Below are 20,142 nucleotides of genomic sequence, written 5' to 3'. Positions count from 1 at the left end.
GAGGGTTTATGGTTGGGTTTATAGGAAGTTTATTTTTCTGGTAAATTATCTTATTTGCTCTAATGTTATTATTTAAGATTATTATGCGATACCTTGGTGTGTACTACTGGTGGTGACATGATCAGAAGTAGAGATTAGGAATCTCTAAACTGTATTGCTAATGGGTGCTGTCGTGTGATTATTACAGTGCTAAATATAAATTTTTTCACGGATTTCTCTGAGTTTCTATCTACGTAATTGCCGGATGTTATTTATTTTCCTGTATCGTAAGATAGAAGGGGTATTTCTTCTATGTCGATATATGTGTTTTTGAATAACCTTCTTCTCTTAGGTGTATATTTTACTACTCTGTAATTAGACTATACACATTTAGTTTAGGATTTGATAAACTTATTTTTGTTCCTGAAGGATCCTGAAGGATTAGTATTTATTTGATCTCGATTTAATTATATTAATTTAGATATAGGCTAGACTTACCAAATTTATACTATTTTTTTGTTATGAATGTGTTTTTTAATCTAATTATCCCGAGAATATCAGTGTTGCTTTTTATCTGTTGGAAATGGTTTTCATATCATTCTTATATAAATTTAAAATTTTTCACAAGTGTTTCTTTGCCTTCTTTTTTCATTGATTTGTTTTGTGTTATTCCACTGTAGACAAAAATTATAAAACTACCTAGGTCATAATAAGATACTGACGGAGATGATTATATTTTTTGACTTTTATTGGTAATGCAACATAAATTTTTTGTGCGACCTTCACTGTTATATGTTGCTGCATAAACTGCTGTAACGGACTTGTTTGTGATAAATTGCGCTTTCTAGATAATGGTTGATATTAACGTCGTAGATAATAAGAGCTATTTATGCTATTCTGAGTAGAACTATTTCTGATCGTACATCTGTGTGTCGTTAGTGCGTTGTGATTTCTAGAGGTCGTTTTGTTTTAACTTAATTAAACAGATTAATAAATAGATAATTATTTTCTAAGAGAGGTATGAGTTTAATCTAGTTGTTGTGCTACTATATTTTACCAATTTATACAGATTTTATTCATAATGTATTGACATAGAATCACGGATAATAATACAAGCAATTATTTTAATAAAAATAAATGATATTTTATTAAAACTCATAGGTGCTTCTGTGGCAACATGTGATGTATTATTCACAATTATATTTATATAAAAGGTAAGTCTATTATAATGTGCCTTTGTTCCACACTTTAATGTATTTTACCATTGATAGCTGTTCTTACTGATAATCAAGTTTGACATTAAGATTAAATTTTTATTTCCTATTTTCTGATGCTACTTTGATCATAATATGTTCTATTTCTTAAATCTCAGAAAACCTCTACGTTTTTTCTTGGTTAACAACGCAGCATCTGCTTCTGCCTGGCCTCCAACCTTATTTCTTTCTGGTAGAAGAGGAGGGGCATCGTGCATGGAACGAGGGGATTCGCCCACCACTGTATTTGTTGCTTCCATTCCCACAGTTGAATGTTCTTGTTCGTTGCCTGTAGGTTCGATTTCAGCGTATATACGTTCCCCATTACTTGCCAAATGACGATTACCACGGACTTGGTTTGTGGCAGCATCTATTTTCTGTAAAGGAGGGGTGTCATATATTGGAGATGGTGTTCTACCTGTATTCTGTAAAGGAGGGGTGTCATATATTGGAGATGGTGTTCTACCTGTATTCTGTAAAGGAGGGGTGTCATATATTGGAGACGGTGTTCTACCTGTATTCGGTAAAGGAGGGGTCTCAGGAGGGGTGTCATATATTGGGGACGATGTATCTGTACGGCAATTTTCGTATATAGATACAGAGCTATTATCGAAGTCACTGTCGTCGAATTCACTATCATAGCTATCGAGTTCACTATCATAGCTATCGAATTCACTATCATAGCTATCGAATTCACTATCACAGCTATCATCTAATTCTTGGTGTGCATAACTACTAGCACTGTTTAGTTTTTCTTGCGTGCCATACATCATTTTATTTCCTGGACTTGGGGTTTCTTTCTTTCCACGAGTGGGAAATTTAAATTCTATTGAATTGGATAGTTTTGATAATTTTAATTTAATTTTTTCAAGTCTTGATTCAGGTTTGCTAGCATTTTCTCTTGAAGAAATATCTGGAGCACTTTGTGAGTACTCTCTGAAATTTGACACGCCTGCTTTTGATGGAATATTAGGTTCTGATTCAGACCTATGATTAGTGCCCGAAGTTTTTGTTCGTAATTTACCGAAATGGTTTCTTATCTTATGCATCACTTTTCCTAATTTTCCCTTACCATTACTCCTAGTGTCTGGTGAGTCTCCGGGGCCGTGGTCCCCTCGAGAGCTGCTTGCTTCAGCCGAGTCTTGTGGTCCCATATTCCCAACACGAATATTTAATCTGGAGGAAGATGATGCACCTCCTCGATAAGATGAAGTCGATCTTGATGCTTTGCTTTTATTGTCAGAAGAAACTCCTATGTTACTTTCAGTAACTTCCTGTGTATTTTGTTGAACTCTGTTTTCTCTTTCTCTACTTCCTCTGTCAGCATTAATATTATCCATTTTATTCTCTCGTAATCATAATAATTAAATGGGTTAGTCAACATATTTTTATTTTGTTGTACAATTTTTTACCTAGAAATGTTTCCAGGTAGATTCAATATAGTGCTCACATAAATTAAATTTCGTTTTGACGGAAGGATAAAATGTTGGTTTTTATCTATCTCTGAGTTCATGTGGTATTGACGTTTTGTTGTTTCCGTAGTTCACTTTATTTATGGTATTTTTGATAAATTATATTGAGATAAAAATGTATAATATTTTTCAATAGGTATGTATATGTATTAGATAGAAATATTTATTTGATAGTATCAGAAAAGTTGCAACTAGCAATAGAATTATATAAGGAAATCTTGCTACTTTTACCTGATAAATTAATATTATTGAAGTTGATTTAATCTATTTACACGCACATATCTACGGATGATTGGCTTATAATTAACGTATTTTTAGGATCGACTTTTATTGATGTTAATATCCAATTTTGTAATTTTTTTATAAAAATAAATATATATATTTTTCCTTATGAATTAGATTGCAAGTTATATCATAATAGCCCGTTTGTTCCTGATGTAACTCATGATACTGCTCTTGCTCAAATTCAGTAGAGGTTTTGATCTATTATCATATTGGGTGAGTTTTGTTTTATAAGGTGGAGGTTACCCACATAAAAAATGTCCCTAATATTATTCCAACAGTTTAATTTTTGTATGAAATTTTTGAGAGTTTGAAATTATATTAAAAATTTTTTAGTAATTTATAGTGGATGTTTTGTATTATTCCATCCATAAAATATATCTGTTTTATAGCAGGTATAGTTGTAGGATATGGGTAAATGTAAATAATGTATTTTTTATTGATTAGCAGACCAATTTTAGATTATTATGTGTTTTGACGTGATAAATAATATTGATATTCTATGAGATGGTATAAAAAATCTTCAGGAGTTATTGATATTTTTTGGGCATAGCTTTCCAATGATCATTGATGACTTATTATCGAAAGATAACTGTACATTATGTGGTTAATGATAATGGATTAATGATTGAGAAGTTAATTTTTATAGTTTCTTGGTCGGCAAGCTATCATATTTGTAATTACGTAGCTATTCCTACCAGCAGTTCAAGGATTACCTGGAAAGTCCAATAACGTGTATTCCTATTATAGTGACAGTTAATATCATAGATAGTGTTGTCTCCTCCTAAGTTCTCTGTTGATTTTATTCTTATGCGACTATGCTACTGGCCCAGTTGAATTTCATCAACAATAATGTTCAGGGGGGTGATGATGAACTTGTGGTTGTTATAGGTATAAGAGAGGGTACTGTGCTTTTCGTAAAAAATAAATGGTCCTTCAATTATTTAAAATTGCATGTTTGTACGTGACACCATGCGTATCGTGCGGCGCTGTATCTATAGCTATAATTTATACAAAAGGTGGATATACCACAGATTTCTCATTTTGTTGCATACTTAGAATCATTTTTATAATACTAGAGATTGTTACTAATTTTATGCTTAGTTTCATGTTGCCTGCCTAGGAAGTGGAGCTCTTTGAGCGGGTCCTATAATCTTTGTTTGCTACATCTGATTTTTATGGCAACGTATCATCTTTTGCTTCATTTTTTCTTGGATACATAGGACGAGGCGTGTTACTGCTTCTAGGATGAGAATATTCTGTCGTTTCTATTTCCACAGGATAGTTTTGGTATGCAGAATCTGTTTCTGCTTCCACAGGATAGTTTTGATATGAAGAATCTGCTTCTGCTTCCACGGGATAATTTTGATATATAGGAGTTGCTTCTTCTTCCACAGGACTGTTTTGGAGCACAGAATCAATAGCTACCTCCCCATCAGATGGAATTGATGCGCTGTTCACACTAGCGGTTTCATCGTATTCGTCAAGAATGCTGTCGTTACTTATAACAGAACGCGCAGACCCATAATATGTAGAATTCCCATCTTGTGATTCTTGACTGGAGAGCGCAGATTCATAATATTCGGAACCGTTATCTTGTGATTCTAGGTATACGGAATCAATGGATTCATATGTGTGCTCCATAGCTGAAAGCGCGCTTTCTCTGAGTACATCATTGTTTCTTGGGGAAAGATCTGGAGCACTTTGTGATCGTTCTCTGATACCAGTGTTTATATAAGCTTCTTCTTCAAGCATGCTTCTGCTACTTAGATTGGAGAGAGCAGACCCATAGTATGTAGAATTTCCACCTTGTGATTCTTGGTACACAGAATCAATGGATTCGTATATATGTTCCTCACTTGGATGAAACGTGCTTTCTCCGATTACATCATTGTTTCTTGGGGAAAGGTCTGGAGCGCTTTGAGAACGTTCTCTGATATCGGATTTACCCAATTTTGATGAAACTCCCAATTTTGATGGAATATTAGGCTCAGATTTAGATTTATGATTAGCACCCATGATTCGTGTTCGTAATTTATTAGCGCCACTTTTTATCTTCTCTCTTATCTTAGCTAATCTACCCTTAGCTCCCTTAGCTCCCTTAGCTCGATTTTCAAAGGAATATGATAATTCTTCATAGATATGATCATCATACATGTCACTATTTTCTGATTGGACATTTGTAGCTGCTCTGTTTTGTAATTCTCTATTTCCAACAGAAATGTTGAGCTCATAGGAAGGTGATGATTCCACTGAAGAAGATGAAGAGGCTCTTGGTTTTTCGCTCTCACTGTCAGAAGAAACGCTCACACCACCTTCAGCACCACCTGAAGCATCAGTCTGTGCATTTTGCGATATCCCTCTTTCTTGGTTAGGATTAACACTATTCATTTTATTCTTTCGTATCTATAACAATTTAACAATTTAACAAGATTAGTTAACATCGGTAATTAATCTCATTTCTATAAATAGAGTTTATCATCGTTATCGAACATTTATCTAGGACAAGGATAATCTTGGTTTTTATTGTCTGGTTGAGTTGGTATTGACGTCCTGTAGTTTTTGTCGTTCATTTTATTTGGTCTATTTTGAATAAATTATATTAACATACAAGCGGATAATATTTTTCAATTGATATGTAAAGTGCTGGGTTAGTACGTTTATAGTAGCGCTGTGGAGATTAATCGTGTCGTAGTAAATCTAATTAATTTAACAAATGTTAAAGATAAATAGTTTATGGTTTCGTGCTGTGTAATAAAAACTAGAAGTGTAGATACGGCCTAACCTCATTTGAGTTACATATTTTTGATATTTTTTCAGGGCATAGGTTTGGTAATTCATATCGTACTTTAATTACTTCCACTGATCCATCCTGTTTTATTCGCAATTCTATATTTGATTTTAGTTCAATTTCATTTACTATAGACGATAATTCATGCTCTGTTGGAGCAATGGCAATTATGTTTTTAATATATCCTTCCCTATTTTTTGTGATGTCTATCAGTTCTTTTTCTTGAGCATGTAATATTTTCCCATGTCCAGATATGGAGGCCTTTATTATGTGCTCACCTGACGTAGACCTCTCCAGGGTGAAAATAGTATCTTCACTTAACATAGGAGCAATTCCCAGCCCTGATTTTAGAGGGAACATAATGTGATTTGGTACCCACCCAGCATTTAGCATTACTGCTGCAGTATATTGGTTCATAAGGGATGCGGCAACTTCTATAGCTTCTTTTGATAATCCAAGTTTAATAGCTCCTTCAATGAATTGAACTCCTAGTTCTAGTTGAATATCTTGTTCATATTTTTCTTCTACACCAACTATTTTTGATCGTAATATTTTATCCTCTCCTATTTTGTACGATGATCTATCAAGATCTTTTAACAAAGTTACCGGTAGTTTGTATTTTACGCCATTAACAATTAACTCTTCAAGTATGTCTGAACTTGTTGATGGTAACAATACATTCTGCACCATTCTAACATAGCTAACAGGGAGATTGTTTCTGTGATGATATGAGTGGCTGTACTCACTACAGTAACTAAATCCAAGAACAGATAGTACTGTGTTTTTAACCTCAGATTCATCAAATTTTTCTTCATGGAATAATACCTTGGACTTTCTTAGAGTCATACTTGATGGTAAATTTTTTAATATTATTTTTTCAAATTTTGAAATCATATCCAAAGTTTCTTGTGGAAGTAGTGACTTGGAGGTTTTTCCAAGCTTTGTGATGGTTTTTTTTGCAATTTTCATCCATTTACTGGATAAAAATTTTCCGGTTAATATTATAACTTCCTCAGAGGAAACTGATTGTATAGATTTTTCTATCAGTTTTTCAAAAGATGTTGGGCTATCTGGGAGGTGGATTAGCTCCACTGACACTTCCTCCAGTAGACTTAATAGATTTGTGAAAAATGATTTTGTACAACCAGGTTCAGTTTTCTTTGTTTCTTCTAAGAATAAAACTATTTTTTGGGATAAATCATCGATTTTGGAATTGAATTTTATATGTAGATTGCTGGATATTTCAGGACATTGAGGGTGTTTAAAATATTTTAGTAACTTTTCAGAATGGCTAAGAACTTTTACAGATGTATTTTCAGTTTTTAATGATAATTTGCTTAGTAAAAGGGAAGAATATTTACTTATTCTGCTTTGATTTGTACAATACCCTTCAATGAATAACTCTAAAAAAATTAATTTTTCTAACGATTTGGGATCAATTCTAGCTGCGTTTGGACTTATGTAATTATGATTGTTAGCATCAGTCATAGATACAGGTGATTTATGCTCAATTGCGGAAACTATCGCATTTACGAAAGCAGTATCTAGAAACTCTCTTTGTTCTGATGCTGCAGTCATTATTTTTCTATTAATAATTTTTCCCAGTTCAGTATTGGAAGATGATTGTATTGCGAGTAAAGTTTTTATATCCTTTGCAAAACTTCCATCTTTTTGTTCTTGTTTTTGTTTCGATAGAATTTGCGATAAAAGATTCCAAAAATCAAAAGGTATGCTAGCGCATGTAATTGATTTTACAGTATCAGAAAATTGGCAACTAGCAAATGAATCATATAGAGATGGTCTGTTATTTTTACCTGGCAAATCAAGAATAAATTTGGTGAATTTATTTTGACCACAAATTTCACCAATTGATCTAGACATCATACATAGCATTACTGGAGCACTAGGAACATTAACCCGTTCTTCTATATATTTCAATTGATATTTATCAACATAGCAACGAATAATTTCTTTGATTTTAGTGTGCTCTGAAATCAATACGGGGGATTTATGCAGCCCGTTATCAATTAGCATACTTAATACTTCTTCCAGCGAACTAAGGCTATAGTCTTTGCTAGCAGCACTTATTAATGAATCTAAAATTGATCCAATAATTGTTGAAATATCACATCCTACGTGATCTATATGAGTTTCTGCAATAGTATTAATAATAGATACATTTTCTAATATAAATTTCCCATTATTATCCTCTGTATTTTCGGCATTTATTCGTTCTAAAAAGCATAGAAATAATTCATTATTTTTAATTAGTGCATCTTCGCTTTCTATTCCAAGTACGCCTCCTTCTAATTGAACCTCAGTTTCCATTTCTTCTTCGTCAAATTCAATTCCTTCTTCAACTTCTAATGCAACTTCACATAGGTTATATCCTTCTGGGATAAGGTAAGTGTCACCTGATAAGTAAGCAGATAATTTTGTAGTAGCATTTCGTGCAAGTATACATTTTTCTTCACTATTAAGAGATTTTGCATGCGATAATTCATTCCATATATAATTAATTTTTTCTAACTCATCTTCTATAATTGTTTTAGCTAAATTTATTTCAATATGTCTAGATAGTCGGTTAAGGCAAGAGGAGTAGATTGGAAGTAATATTTCTGTATTATTAGTTATTGAGGATGATGTTTCCCCTTGGTCTTCATAGTTTTGGGCGCCAGCTATACGTAAATCACCATATATCATAATTCGTACTTCCTAAATGTGTTCAAATATCTATAGGTTAAGATTAGTAAACAGAGTAGCGTATAATATTTATCTATTAGAAATATGATGTTGCCTTTAATAAAGGTAGTCACTTAAAAACATACAACTGTGCGCGGCGAAAATGTTTTACTTATAGGTATGCTAGTACAATCAAAAATATAATCTATCAGTGATAGTTCTCACTAGATTTTTAATATGTAATGGTTTGCATTTAATTTTTGTATCGGCAAGCATTGTAAATTAATGGCAGAGCTCATATATACAATGACAATGATTTATTTTTCTTTTCTAATATATATCGGGTATTACTCTTGGGTTAATAATCTGAGTGACAAATATTTTATTTATTTTTGTAGATCCATATTTAGCGATAGTAAATTTTTTCTTTTTTACGTTTTATATTTCAGTTTTGTACAAGTAAGCGTATTCCAGGGTAGGGAGTTGTGTTTTTCTTGGTTATAATTATACTACTTACTGCTAAATGTTATAATTGATTTCTACTAAAATGCATTTGGCTATGTTGGTGAGTTAATACTTTTAAAGTAATAGTTAATTATTTTGCTCCGATACTTATACAGTATATGTTAAAAACAAGATCTATGATTTGTTCTTGATATTTATAGTGTTAGTATAAATATGTTAATATCATACTAGGTTAGTAACTTAAAGACTCTTAGTTTATAACTGTTTATGTTACACCACGTATTGATTTTGGTGACTATGGCATTTTTATGACTATTATAAGTTTATCTATTTGGTAACAGTCAACACATAAATACACGACATTGTACTTATGTGTTAACCCTAATACATTGATAGCTTATATTTATGGTAAATAAAACTTGTATTTATTTAATTATGGAACGAGATTATTATACATAGTTTTACTTCTACCATGCTTTGTGCCTATCAAAGAATAGACATATGGATGTTAGGTATAAAATTTTCCCCTACATTAGTAGTTATCATTTTATGTGATCTATCTTTTTCCCCGGCGAGGGGGGATAGGCGGAGCTTTTGGTTTTTGTTGGGGTGCACTTCTACTAGCATTTTGGCTCAAGTTAGTTGGTTTAGGAGGAATTTCTGGTTTTTGTTTGGGAGTATGTACAGCATTCTGGCTCAAGTTAGTTGGTTTAGGAGGAATTTCTGGTTTTTGTTTGGGAGCACGTCCGGTATTCTGGTTTAAGTGGGTGGGTTTAGGAGGAATTTCTGGTTTTTGTTTGGTACCATGCTCAGCATTCTGGTGCTGCAAATTTTGTCCTAGTCTTGCTGTAGGGGTGGGATTTGTTTTTGCTGTTCTAGGGGGGGCTACTGGTTGTCTAGTTCCAAGGTCGTAATTTTTATATTTATCAGATAAATCTTTCTGTGTTTTTTCAATGTCTTCAATTAGTTTGTCCAGTGATTCCATTACTTCTACAGATTTTTCTCGATTAGCGACACGAGGTGGTTTTGTCCTAGGAGCCGCTATTGGTGTCTGGGGTGTTGTATCTCTTTTTGTTCTGGTAGGTACTATTGGTCTCTGCGTATTTATATTTTTTTCCTCTGGCGTGTTTTTTACAGTGTTAGCGCCTGTTTTTATTCTAGGAGCAGCTACTGGAAGTGATGTAGGAGCAGATAGTTGCTGTTGTTCAATTTCCAGCGCTTTCTGTGCGGTGTGTACTTCTGCCGCCAGGTTACTCAACAATTTCGATATGTCTTCCAGTTGTTCCTTACTGAGGTTGGATGCCAGTCCCTTCTCAGTTTTGCCATCATGCGATCTTATAAGCTGTTCCAGTAATCCCCATAACGAAAGCAAGTTTCTCTCTGACTTTGATGTTATTTCTTCTAGAGGAGATATCGTATATGTACCAGCTTCCGATCTTCTGGTAAATCTTTTTTGTGCTGCTTCTTTAATTTCCCCTCTTATTATCTCCATCATGCTAAGTATCTGAGTTCTAATCTCTGCTCGCAGATCATCATCATTTTCTGTACTAAGAGTTGATTTAATTCTACCTATTGATTTTTTAGCTACACTCCTAACTTTTTCTGTGGCACTTTTTATTTTATCTGATAATAACGACAAGTTGCCCTTTGATGAAGTGATGCCAGATTTAGATTCCAAGCTTTCAGAACTAGTCGTTTTGTATATGGGACCATGGGCGCCCATTTCCTCTAGTGGTAGAGTTAAATTTTTCCCTTCGCTCGAGTTTGATGGTGCTTTTGGTAATGTGTTTGAGCTTGATACAGTTCTACTCTTATTGCTGGTGTCACTAGAAACGGAAAGTCTGCTTTTGCTACCGCTTTCTTCGCTATCTTTTTTTTCATCTACACTAGATGCTCTTTGATTTGCACCAGCATTCCCGCCTGCTTTATTAGGGTTTATACTATTCATTTTATCCTCTCACAAAATTATTTCCACCCTATTGATTTCTTATATTCATATTCGAGATAGGAGTTGACAAAATATACCTATATATACCTATCTTTATTAGATTGTACCCTATTCTTTCTTTGCGAAAAAATATAAAGATCAACTAGTTGATGACTAACCCCCAGTGGATTCTTCGAGATGGTTTATTTGAGTTAGTTCAATAGAATTTTTTTACACATTACCATATAATTAGTAATTTAAATTGTAATAATCAAGTACATTGTAATTTTTAATTATTACTCTGTGCTGTTTTTTATCCATTTTGTTTTTGATGGTGAATGGTGATTGATTATTTTTTGATGATGGTGAATATTTGTTACAATGTATTAATTCAGGTAAATTTACTTCAATTTTTTTAAAAGATATGTAAATACGATAGTAATAACGTGTAGTAATTTTTCTTTAAAAAGCTTTTGAGTTTCATGCAATTTTGGCATTTATTATTAAGTTGATTTTTTAAGTTGATGTTTTAGTGTAAATGTGGAAATTGTTTTTGTAAGAAATAATTATGCGTGGTTTGGTTGAGTTTAATTTAGTTTAAGCTATGAGTTTTTTGTTAAAATTTTACATATATTCTTTTATGTAATTAATTATAATGTCATATTTTTGAAATATCATTCAATTGTAAGTGATAGGTAATTAATTTTGTAAAATGTGGCTCCATTTATTGGAATTCTTATGAAAAAATTTATCCTCATTGGAAGATATTAAAGGAATAATTTTTATAGTGATTTTGAATATAGTTTAATGTTATTTGATTTTTAATCTATTAGTAGGCTCCCCTGATAGAGTAGGGGTTAAATTTTTTTCACCATAATAGTAATATACATAACTACATATCAAAAATAAAGCAATATTTATTTTCAAATTTTATCTTATACTAAATTTTAAGATTTCTAATTAGGATTATTTTTTGTTAAGTTATGGAAAATGAATCATAAATTAATATATACAATAATTTGTTTTTACGAGATGTACCATGCCTTACCCTTAGGTTAAGTAGTACGATGGGTAAAATTTTTATTGGTTTTTGGTAATAATACTTTTATTAAGTGCAATAGTCATAATATTTATTTTACGAAAAAATTTTGTAGGAATTCATTTTTCTGTGATTGTAGTTAACTTATGATTTTGGTATATAAATATAACCTTTTGGTTTAGAGGTATTTGAGACGAAATCAATCATAGTTTTCTTTCAGTGCTATTTTTTTGAGAGCGTGAGTTTTACTATTATTATTTTGCAAGTTGATTGGATTTATGGGTTTTATTCAGTTAATATTATCTTGTGAACTAATATGTTATAGATTTTTTGTAAATCTTATTTGGATGCATACTTAATTATGAGCATACTTTCTAGACAAAGTTATTGTATTAAGCAAGAAATTGAAAAACGACTCCCAGAAAACAATTGAGATAAAGAATGGTATGAATAATTTTACCACCCACTAGCATAATCTTAAACATATTGATTTGCATTAGTTACTTGTAACTTTTGAAATTTGATGAGAGTAGAAATGAACATAAACCCTAAAGTAACCACCAACATCTCTAATGAAAAAAATAAAGAAGTTGAGGAACAAGAAAGGGGCAACGTAAGTCAAACACTCTCCGAATCTGATATTACCCCAGAAAATAGAGGACAATCTTCACTCAGAGATAGAACTCAATCTGCATCTTTGTTAACGAGATCAGTAAGAAGTAGAATGGGATCCATGACAGCCAGCGCCAGAACATATGTTTCTAGGAGAAGTAACGTTAGTAATAGCAGGACAGAATCCTCTGGCAGAAGAACTGCCAGTAACCCTCTTGAATCCATGGCCACCCAGACAGACGATGTAAATTCTGTCGCAAAAAAAGAAAGTGTTAGTACAAGGGCTCTACATACCCTGCGTTCTATCGGTAGTAGCATGAAAAAAATGGTAGGAATAAAAGGAAGTAACGAGAACAATTCCAGTAGCACAAGACATTCGTCAAAAAGCCATAATCTCAGTCTTACCAACGCATCTAGGCAACAAACTAGATCAACAATATTAGGTAGGTTTTCTACCAGACCTGTACCAACGATTGGAACCGCTATTAGTAGAATACTACACCAAAGAAAATGCAAAGGAAAATTAAGCCCTAAATCTAACAGCAAATCTGCAAGTAGAATCTCATTTGATATAGATGAAGATCCAGTGTATGAATCAGTGAGCATGAATGATCATGAATCCTCTTCTGAGGATAGAGGTTGTAACAGTCAACAACAATATGATGATCACGAAGAAAATACCAGTAATCCATCTATAACAATTACTACTGAGGCTGTAGTTCATTTAGAGCCTAAAACTCAAGCTTCATCACAAAAAAGTGAAGATATTTCACTACCGGAAGAAAAATTAGTAAAGCTAGAAAAATCTTTTGATGAAATACTAGGAAATTTTGATGAAATACTAAGAAATATAGGAAAAGATGAATTTGTAATCGTAAGTACTGATCTTCCTTCTACTTCTAGCCTTAAAGAAGAAATAAAAGATTCTGGCAAGTCAGCAGCAAAAAAACAAAAAGCAAAAACAATGGACCAAGAATCTGAAATTAGCGAAATCTCTTCTAGTAGCACCATAAAATCAGATGGGGATACTAGTACTATTGATTCCGGCATAAAATTACGTATTACCAGTGCAAACAAAAAATCAGTACTATCCCAACTTGAAGAAATATCCAAAGAAAAATTTGAGCTTAGTACTAAGCAAAGGAAAGAGTTTAATCGTAGAAAAGATAAAGAATTATACAAAGATCTTTTCGGAAAAAATTCAGGTGACGAAATGAAAGAAAGACCTACAGATGAATCAAGCACAAAACTAAGCGTTCATTCTAGTTCTAGTATAGAAAATATTAGCGCATGCGAACAACCAGAACCTATAGAAGAAGGAGCTTCTAGTAAATCATCTACAAAAAAATCAAAATCTACTATAAGGGGAAAAATATCACAATTTGTAACAAAAGCAAAAAAATTATCCAAAAAGTTTAAAGTTATTAAAAGTAACTCTGAGATAAAAACAAAAAGCAAAAATGAATATGGGGCAGAATCTAGTAGTAAAATGGAAGAAGACTTTACTAGTGAAACGAAATCAGACTATGCTGCCAGAATGCAGGCTTACTTAAGTGACGAAAGTATTTTCGAAAGATCATTAGCCGCAGTAAGAAGAGAAAGGACAATATCTAATGCAGCAAGAAGAGAAAGATCAACATCTGATGCGGTAAGAAGAGAAAGAGCACCATCTGATACCTCAAGAAGAGAAAGGACAATATCTAATGCAGCAAGAAGAGAAAGATCAACATCTGATGCAGTATTAAGAAGAGGAAGATCAGACTCGGGTAATGTCGTCGCTGCAACATCAAGATCAGGATTTAGTAACGATGAAGGTCACCTTTACGAAGACATGAACCCCAAAAACCCAGAAGATAGTAGCGAGGAAGAACACTTTTACGAAGAAGTAAGAAGAAGATCAAGATCTGATGCAATATTAAGAAGAGGAAAGTCAGCACTTGATGTATTAAGAAGAGGAAAATCAACATCTGGTGCACTAAGAAGAGGAAAGTCGGTATTTGATGTATTAAGAAGAGGAAAATCAACATCTGATACACTAAGAAGAGAAAGATCAGACTCGGATAATGTCGTCGCTACAACATCAAGATCAGGATTTAGTAACGATGAAGGTCACCCTTACGAAGACATGAGAGAAAAAACTTCAGAAGCCGCTAGCAGTGAAGATAATACCTACGAAGACATGAGAGAAAAAACTTCAGAAGCCGCTAGCAGTGAAGATAATACCTACGAAAACATGAGAGAAAAAACTTCAGAAGCCGCTAGCAGTGACGGAACCATTTACGAAGACATGAGAGAAAAATCTTCAGAAGCCGCTAGCAGTGAAGATAATACCTACGAAGACATGAGAGAAAAAAACCCAGAAACTAGTAGCAATGAAGGTAGCATTTACCAAAAAATGGGAAAAACACCATCAGAAGACAGTGGAGATGAAGGCGGCGCTTATGCAAATATTAGTAAAAAGTAATTATAAAAACATACGAAGAAAAAGTACTAAAAATGGTTTCTAGTTTTATAAATTGTAATAATACTGGCAAATCAATATATTAATCATTAGTAATAATACGGTAGAAACATACCCTAGTCACAATAAGTTCAACTTACATGTAGGTATCTGTACTAGTAATAGATAATACTCAAATACATATTGAGACGAATATAAAAATATTATTATATAATTTTTTTCTCAAACGATCACATGCAAAGCAAAATCCCCCCACTGCTTTGTATGTGGCTCTTCTTTTTATCAAAATAGTTAATTTCCATGATGGGGATTTTTCTAGAGTTTAATGATTCCTATTTAGTGATATAAATTATAACTTAATTATTTACTAGAGAAATTATTCTAAAGTAGAACATCAAAGTGTAGAGTTAATACATTAAAGATAATGCTATGAACAATTTTGTTTGCAGTTATTACTAATCAGTAAAAGTTTATGCATATTGCTCTACTACAAAATATTATGTATTAATTATTTGTAACTTTCGGAATACTATGAAAGATAGAGATGAACATAAATGCTGGCACAAATAGCACTAATGAACCAACTCAAGAAAATAGAGCTCAACAACTAGATAGTAATGTCCAAATTCTGTCAGAATCTGATACTACTCCTGCAAATAGAGGACGATCTTCTTTTACGTCTAGACTTAGATCTGTATCTTTGTTCACAAGATCAGTAAGAAATAGAATAGGATCTATAACAGCCAGAGCTAGAATATATGTTTCTAGAAGTAGTAGCGTTATTGGTAATAACGTTTCATCTCGTATAGGAAGTGCCCGTGAATCACTTGCAAATGGCTTAACCAGAGTTGGAAATAGGATTAGAGGAGTAAAATCTGAAGATTCTGGTAATAAAAAAAGTAGTATTCGCGTAAGAACATTACAGGCTCTTCGTTCCATAGGAAGTAATGTGAGAAAAAGAGTAAAACTGTTAAGAAATACTTCTTCTAGCGATTCCAAAACTTATCCCCAAAAATCTAGTTCCAGCCTTACAAACACACCAAAACAGAATACCAAATCAGCCTCAACATTTAGTAGATTTTCTATTAGACCTACATCATTAGTTGGAAGCACAATTAACAAGATACTGCACCAAAGGAGGTGCAAGGGAAAACTGGGATCAAAAAATAACAATAAATCTACACGTGAAGAATCTGCAGATAAAGATGATGAGCAAGGATACGAAATTGTAGAAATGAATGACCATGGTTCTTCTAATGATGAAGGTGGAAGTTATAACAACCAGGGACAAGATCAGGATCTTGAAGAAAATAGTCCTAAACCGTCAACCTCAATTACTACTGAGGCAATAATTCATCGCGAAAATCAACATGAATATGATTTCAATGTTACCGATAATTCATCCACACAAGAAGTTACATCTCAAAACAGTGAAACAAGATCAATACTGGAAAATGAACTAGAAGCTTTAGAGAGCTCTTTTGATGAAATTTTAGGAAGCATAGCGGAATCTGAACCACAAAGCAGATCAAACACTACTAAGTTATCACAAAAAGAGCCAACTAATGATGAGTCAAAATCATCAGAAATTTATGTTAATTTCAGTGAAGAAACTTCATCTGATTCTATATCTGTAGATAGCGACAATGATAGTAAAACGTCAGAAAAATCAAAAAATAAGAAATTACGAAAAAAAATATTATCACCCATGAAAAAATTTATTGGTTCAGTAAAGAGTAACCTGGGCAGTCTAACTAAACCAATTAAAACAAGATTATCGAAAAAACAAGGAAATGATCGTTTAGAGTATTTACTTGCAGAAGCAAGAAACAGCAATAGAGACATAGACGGTTATGAAATTCCAAATCCGCCCGAAATTCCTGCAAGAAGTCCAATTGGCAGTCAATCTGAAAGACCAGTTTCTTCCAAGGAAGAAAACGATGCCTATAATTTAGCTGGAGCATCTAGTAACTATGATTTAGCCAATGCTTCAACGGAAGAATTACACATTCAAGTTAACAGAAACACCAATGATCTAGAAGACAACTCATATGAACCGGTTGAACTTCAAGCAGCAAAATTACAATTTCAGGATGATGATATCATCTACGCTGATGATGATTCTGAATATGAACCGGTTGAACTTCAAGCAGCAAAATTACAATCTCAAAATGATGATATTATCTACGCTGATGCTGATGCTGATGATGAATACGAACCGGTTGAACTTCAAGCAGCAAAATTACAATTTCAGGATGATGATATCATCTACGCTGATGAGGAATACGAAGACATCTATGAACAGGTTGACTTTGGTGAAGGAAAAGCAGCTTCTTCGATGGAAAGTACCACGGCACGTGCCGATGCACATTCTTCTACTGGTATTACAGGAGCTTCAGTTAATAGCAGCAATACTAACTCAATGAAAAGAATTTTTGGTTCAGTAAAAAAAGCTATCGCACGTAAATTATCAAAATCAGATTCAAGTGATAGTGAAACAAACACTACTAAAGCAGAAGAACATGATAGTGATGCTTATGAGCCAGTAACACCATCAGTAGTAGGAAGCAACTATGATACTCCTGGCTACCGCAAATCTGCTACCCCACCTCCACTTCCTAGAAGAAATTCAATTGGAGCTCAATCAGAAGAAGATAATAGTAGTTACTATGAGGATATATCAGGATCAGAAGAAGGTGATAGTAGTTACTATGCTGATATATCAAGTTCAGATTCAAGTGATAGTGATACTTATGAGCCAATAACACCATCAGTAGTAGGAAACAACTATGATACTCCTGGCTACCGCAAATCTGCTACCCCACCTCCACTTCCTAGAAGAAATTCAATTGGAGCTCAATCAGAAGAAGGTGATAATAGTTACTATGAGAATATGTCAAGTTCAGAATCAGAAGAAAGTAGCAGCAACACCTATGAGGAAATGGTAATTACATCCTCAACGTCTCGAAACGCACAAGAAAGTACTTATGATTTTCCTAGCACACAAGGAAATAGAAACGAAAAGAGCAAACTCTCATCCAGTGCTCCAGAAATTTATGACATACCAAGAAGTATGAACGCAGGTAATAGCATCTATGATATCCCTAGTCCACAGGGGCATAGAAACAATCATTCATCCAGTGCTCCGGAAATTTATGACACTCCAAGAAGTATGGGCGCAGGTAATAGCATCTATGATGTCCCTAATCCACAGGGGCATAGAAACAATCTTTCATCCAGTGCTCCGGAAATTTATGACACTCCAAGCAGTCTGGGCGCAGAAGAAAACATATATGATGTCCCTAGTCCACAGGGGCATAGAAACAATCTTTCATCCAGTGCTCCGGAAATTTATGACACTCCAAGAAATATAGGCGCAGAAGAAATCATTTATGACGTTCCTAGCAAACCTGGATATGCTAACTCCAGTGCTTCAGAAATATACGATACTCCCAAAAATAGAGCTACAGCTGATAGCCATCTAAGTAGAAATTTGTTCAGTAGCACTGAAATGTCAGTTGGCATTACGAATATTGGTATTGATCCCGACGAAGGAACATCATCTCAATCAGCTGGTAATAAGGAACAACTAAAAGAATCAACAAAGATCAAAGAATCGTCCCCCGCTAAAGTAGCAGCATTTAAAAAAATTATACTTTCTGCCAAAAGTGGTGCATCCAATATTAGCAAACCTGTTAAGAATATACCTAAAAAAGTAAAGGATAAATTGGTATCATTAACTGCCGATAAAGAGATAGAAATACAAGATGCTGTTCCATCTAAAGCCGCAATGATATTCATGTCAGATAGTGATAGTAAACTTGAAAATGTAGCTGGGACTTCACGTGATAGAAAAACTAGAAGTACAAGAGGCTTTAAGTCTGTATTACAAAAAGTTAAGATAAGATCATCATCTACAAGCAGTTCAGATGAATCAAGTAATGATGATAAGCCAAGCACATCAAAACCCTTTAAAAGAATTATAGGTTCAGTAAAAAGTAGTATGGGAAATATAAATTTAGCAATACCAAAAATTAAGAGAAGATCATCCTCATCTTCAAGTAGCTCAGATGAATCAAGTAGTGATAATGTACCTAACACATCAAAATCTAAAAAAAAGAATCCCAAAATTAAAGACACGTCATTTAAAAAAACTATACGCTCACTAAAAAGTAGTAATCTAGGTATAGATCTGTCAATGCTAAAAATTAAGAGAAGATCATCCTCATCTGCAAGTATTTCAGATGAATCAAGCAGTGATAAAATTATTTCTACAGAAAAAAGCATGTCTTCAATAAGGAAAAGAATTCTTCGTCTTTTTGAAAAACAACCTTCTAATAGAGAAATTATTGAACTGCTGCTCAACGCAGAAGATGAGTTCCTGACCACATTAGATAGATCGTATTCAAATTTATCATTAAATTGTGTTTTACTAGCTACAGCAATATCTGATTTAGAAAAATCAGTTAAATTATCAGATTTTTATTTGTCAGCTTTCAGCAAAATGGAACAAGAATTAACAAGTAATGGTTGCAATATCGATAGATTAAGATCCGTAATGAGTACAGCTTGCAACAACTACTCTGCAGGAAATTTAGAAGAACTAAAAGACAAATTTTATTCTGAGTTGGAAAAAAGACAACAAGAAGTAAAATTATCAGCGGAAGAAATAAAAATTGCTGTAGATTCAGAAAAGGATGTCATTGGGTCACACCCAGAAAATCAATCTACCAGAAAAAAACAACGCAAAATTGAATCTACTATAGAAAAAATTTCACAAATTGCATCAACTGTATCTGTTAAATCAACTTTAGTTAGAGAAGAAATATCTATAGAAATATCTCTTTTAGAAAATAGCACTAAACCTTTAGTTGCCATACTTACTGAAACAAGGATTGGTATTATAACCGCATCAAAATTAATCCTATCTAATTTAATGTCAAATGGATTAGATAAAGATTTAGCATCTGAAGTTAAATATCTTTTATCTGAATGGGAAAAAAATATCATTACAAAAGAAGATGATGAAATGTCAATAGCATCCATATTACTTGAAGATGCATTAAAAGCCAGAAAAGCTTTATCATTATTGATAAAGGCAAAAAGATCACTGGATAAATCTTAATATATCAAGTGCTATATTAAGTAACTTGGATAATAAAAATGTAACTTAATGCTT

The 20,142-nt window shown here is 33.1% G+C and carries 6 protein-coding genes; 2 read left to right on the top strand and 4 right to left on the bottom strand.

Annotated features, from left to right (window positions below; genetic code table 11):
• Positions 1–1,333: 1,333 nt before the first annotated feature.
• The 4 genes from Arg41_RS07215 to Arg41_RS07200 all read right to left on the bottom strand — a co-directional run bounded on the left by Arg41_RS07215 (position 1,334) and on the right by Arg41_RS07200 (position 10,872).
• On the bottom strand, positions 1,334–2,572 hold the full coding sequence (locus Arg41_RS07215; RefSeq protein ID WP_092490676.1) for a hypothetical protein: 1,239 nt from the start codon (positions 2,570–2,572) through the stop codon (positions 1,334–1,336).
• A gap of 1,590 nt (positions 2,573–4,162) precedes the next feature.
• Positions 4,163–5,377 carry a hypothetical protein gene (locus Arg41_RS07210; RefSeq protein WP_092490675.1) on the bottom strand — a complete coding sequence of 405 codons (1,215 nt, stop codon included), beginning with the start codon at positions 5,375–5,377 and terminating at the stop codon, positions 4,163–4,165.
• Positions 5,378–5,747: 370 nt separating this feature from the next.
• On the bottom strand, positions 5,748–8,480 hold the full coding sequence (locus Arg41_RS07205; protein WP_092490674.1) for a hypothetical protein: 2,733 nt from the start codon (positions 8,478–8,480) through the stop codon (positions 5,748–5,750).
• 1,000 nt (positions 8,481–9,480) lie between these two features.
• Complete coding sequence (locus Arg41_RS07200; RefSeq protein ID WP_092490673.1) at positions 9,481–10,872, bottom strand: hypothetical protein; 1,392 nt, start codon at positions 10,870–10,872, stop codon at positions 9,481–9,483.
• A 1,553-nt stretch (positions 10,873–12,425) separates the two neighbouring features.
• On the opposite strand from Arg41_RS07200, the gene Arg41_RS07195 reads away from it, so the two are divergent.
• Together Arg41_RS07195 and Arg41_RS07190 are read left to right on the top strand one after the other, a co-directional pair.
• Positions 12,426–14,966 (top strand): hypothetical protein, encoded by a 2,541-nt coding sequence (locus tag Arg41_RS07195; RefSeq protein ID WP_092490672.1) that lies wholly within the window; start codon positions 12,426–12,428, stop codon positions 14,964–14,966.
• Positions 14,967–15,507: 541 nt separating this feature from the next.
• Entirely contained in the window at positions 15,508–20,088 is a 4,581-nt protein-coding gene (locus Arg41_RS07190; protein WP_092490671.1) for a hypothetical protein, read from the top strand.
• Positions 20,089–20,142 lie beyond the last annotated feature (54 nt).

This window comes from Candidatus Ichthyocystis hellenicum, from assembly GCF_001460935.1.
GTDB classification, from domain to species: Bacteria; Pseudomonadota; Gammaproteobacteria; order Burkholderiales; family 2013Ark19i; genus Ichthyocystis; species Ichthyocystis hellenicum.
Note: the sequence above shows the minus strand (reverse complement) of the source record. Positions and strands in the feature narration are given on the sequence as shown.

What these genes read in the sequence shown, in the direction of transcription:
- Arg41_RS07205 (WP_092490674.1), bottom strand. Translation starts at nt 8,480, where the DNA reads ATGATATATGGTGATTTACGTATAGCTGGCGCCCAAAACTATGAAGAC.
- Arg41_RS07195 (WP_092490672.1), top strand. Translation starts at nt 12,426, where the DNA reads ATGAACATAAACCCTAAAGTAACCACCAACATCTCTAATGAAAAAAAT.
- Arg41_RS07200 (WP_092490673.1), bottom strand. Translation starts at nt 10,872, where the DNA reads ATGAATAGTATAAACCCTAATAAAGCAGGCGGGAATGCTGGTGCAAAT.
- Arg41_RS07210 (WP_092490675.1), bottom strand. Translation starts at nt 5,377, where the DNA reads ATGAATAGTGTTAATCCTAACCAAGAAAGAGGGATATCGCAAAATGCA.
- Arg41_RS07215 (WP_092490676.1), bottom strand. Translation starts at nt 2,572, where the DNA reads ATGGATAATATTAATGCTGACAGAGGAAGTAGAGAAAGAGAAAACAGA.
- Arg41_RS07190 (WP_092490671.1), top strand. Translation starts at nt 15,508, where the DNA reads ATGAACATAAATGCTGGCACAAATAGCACTAATGAACCAACTCAAGAA.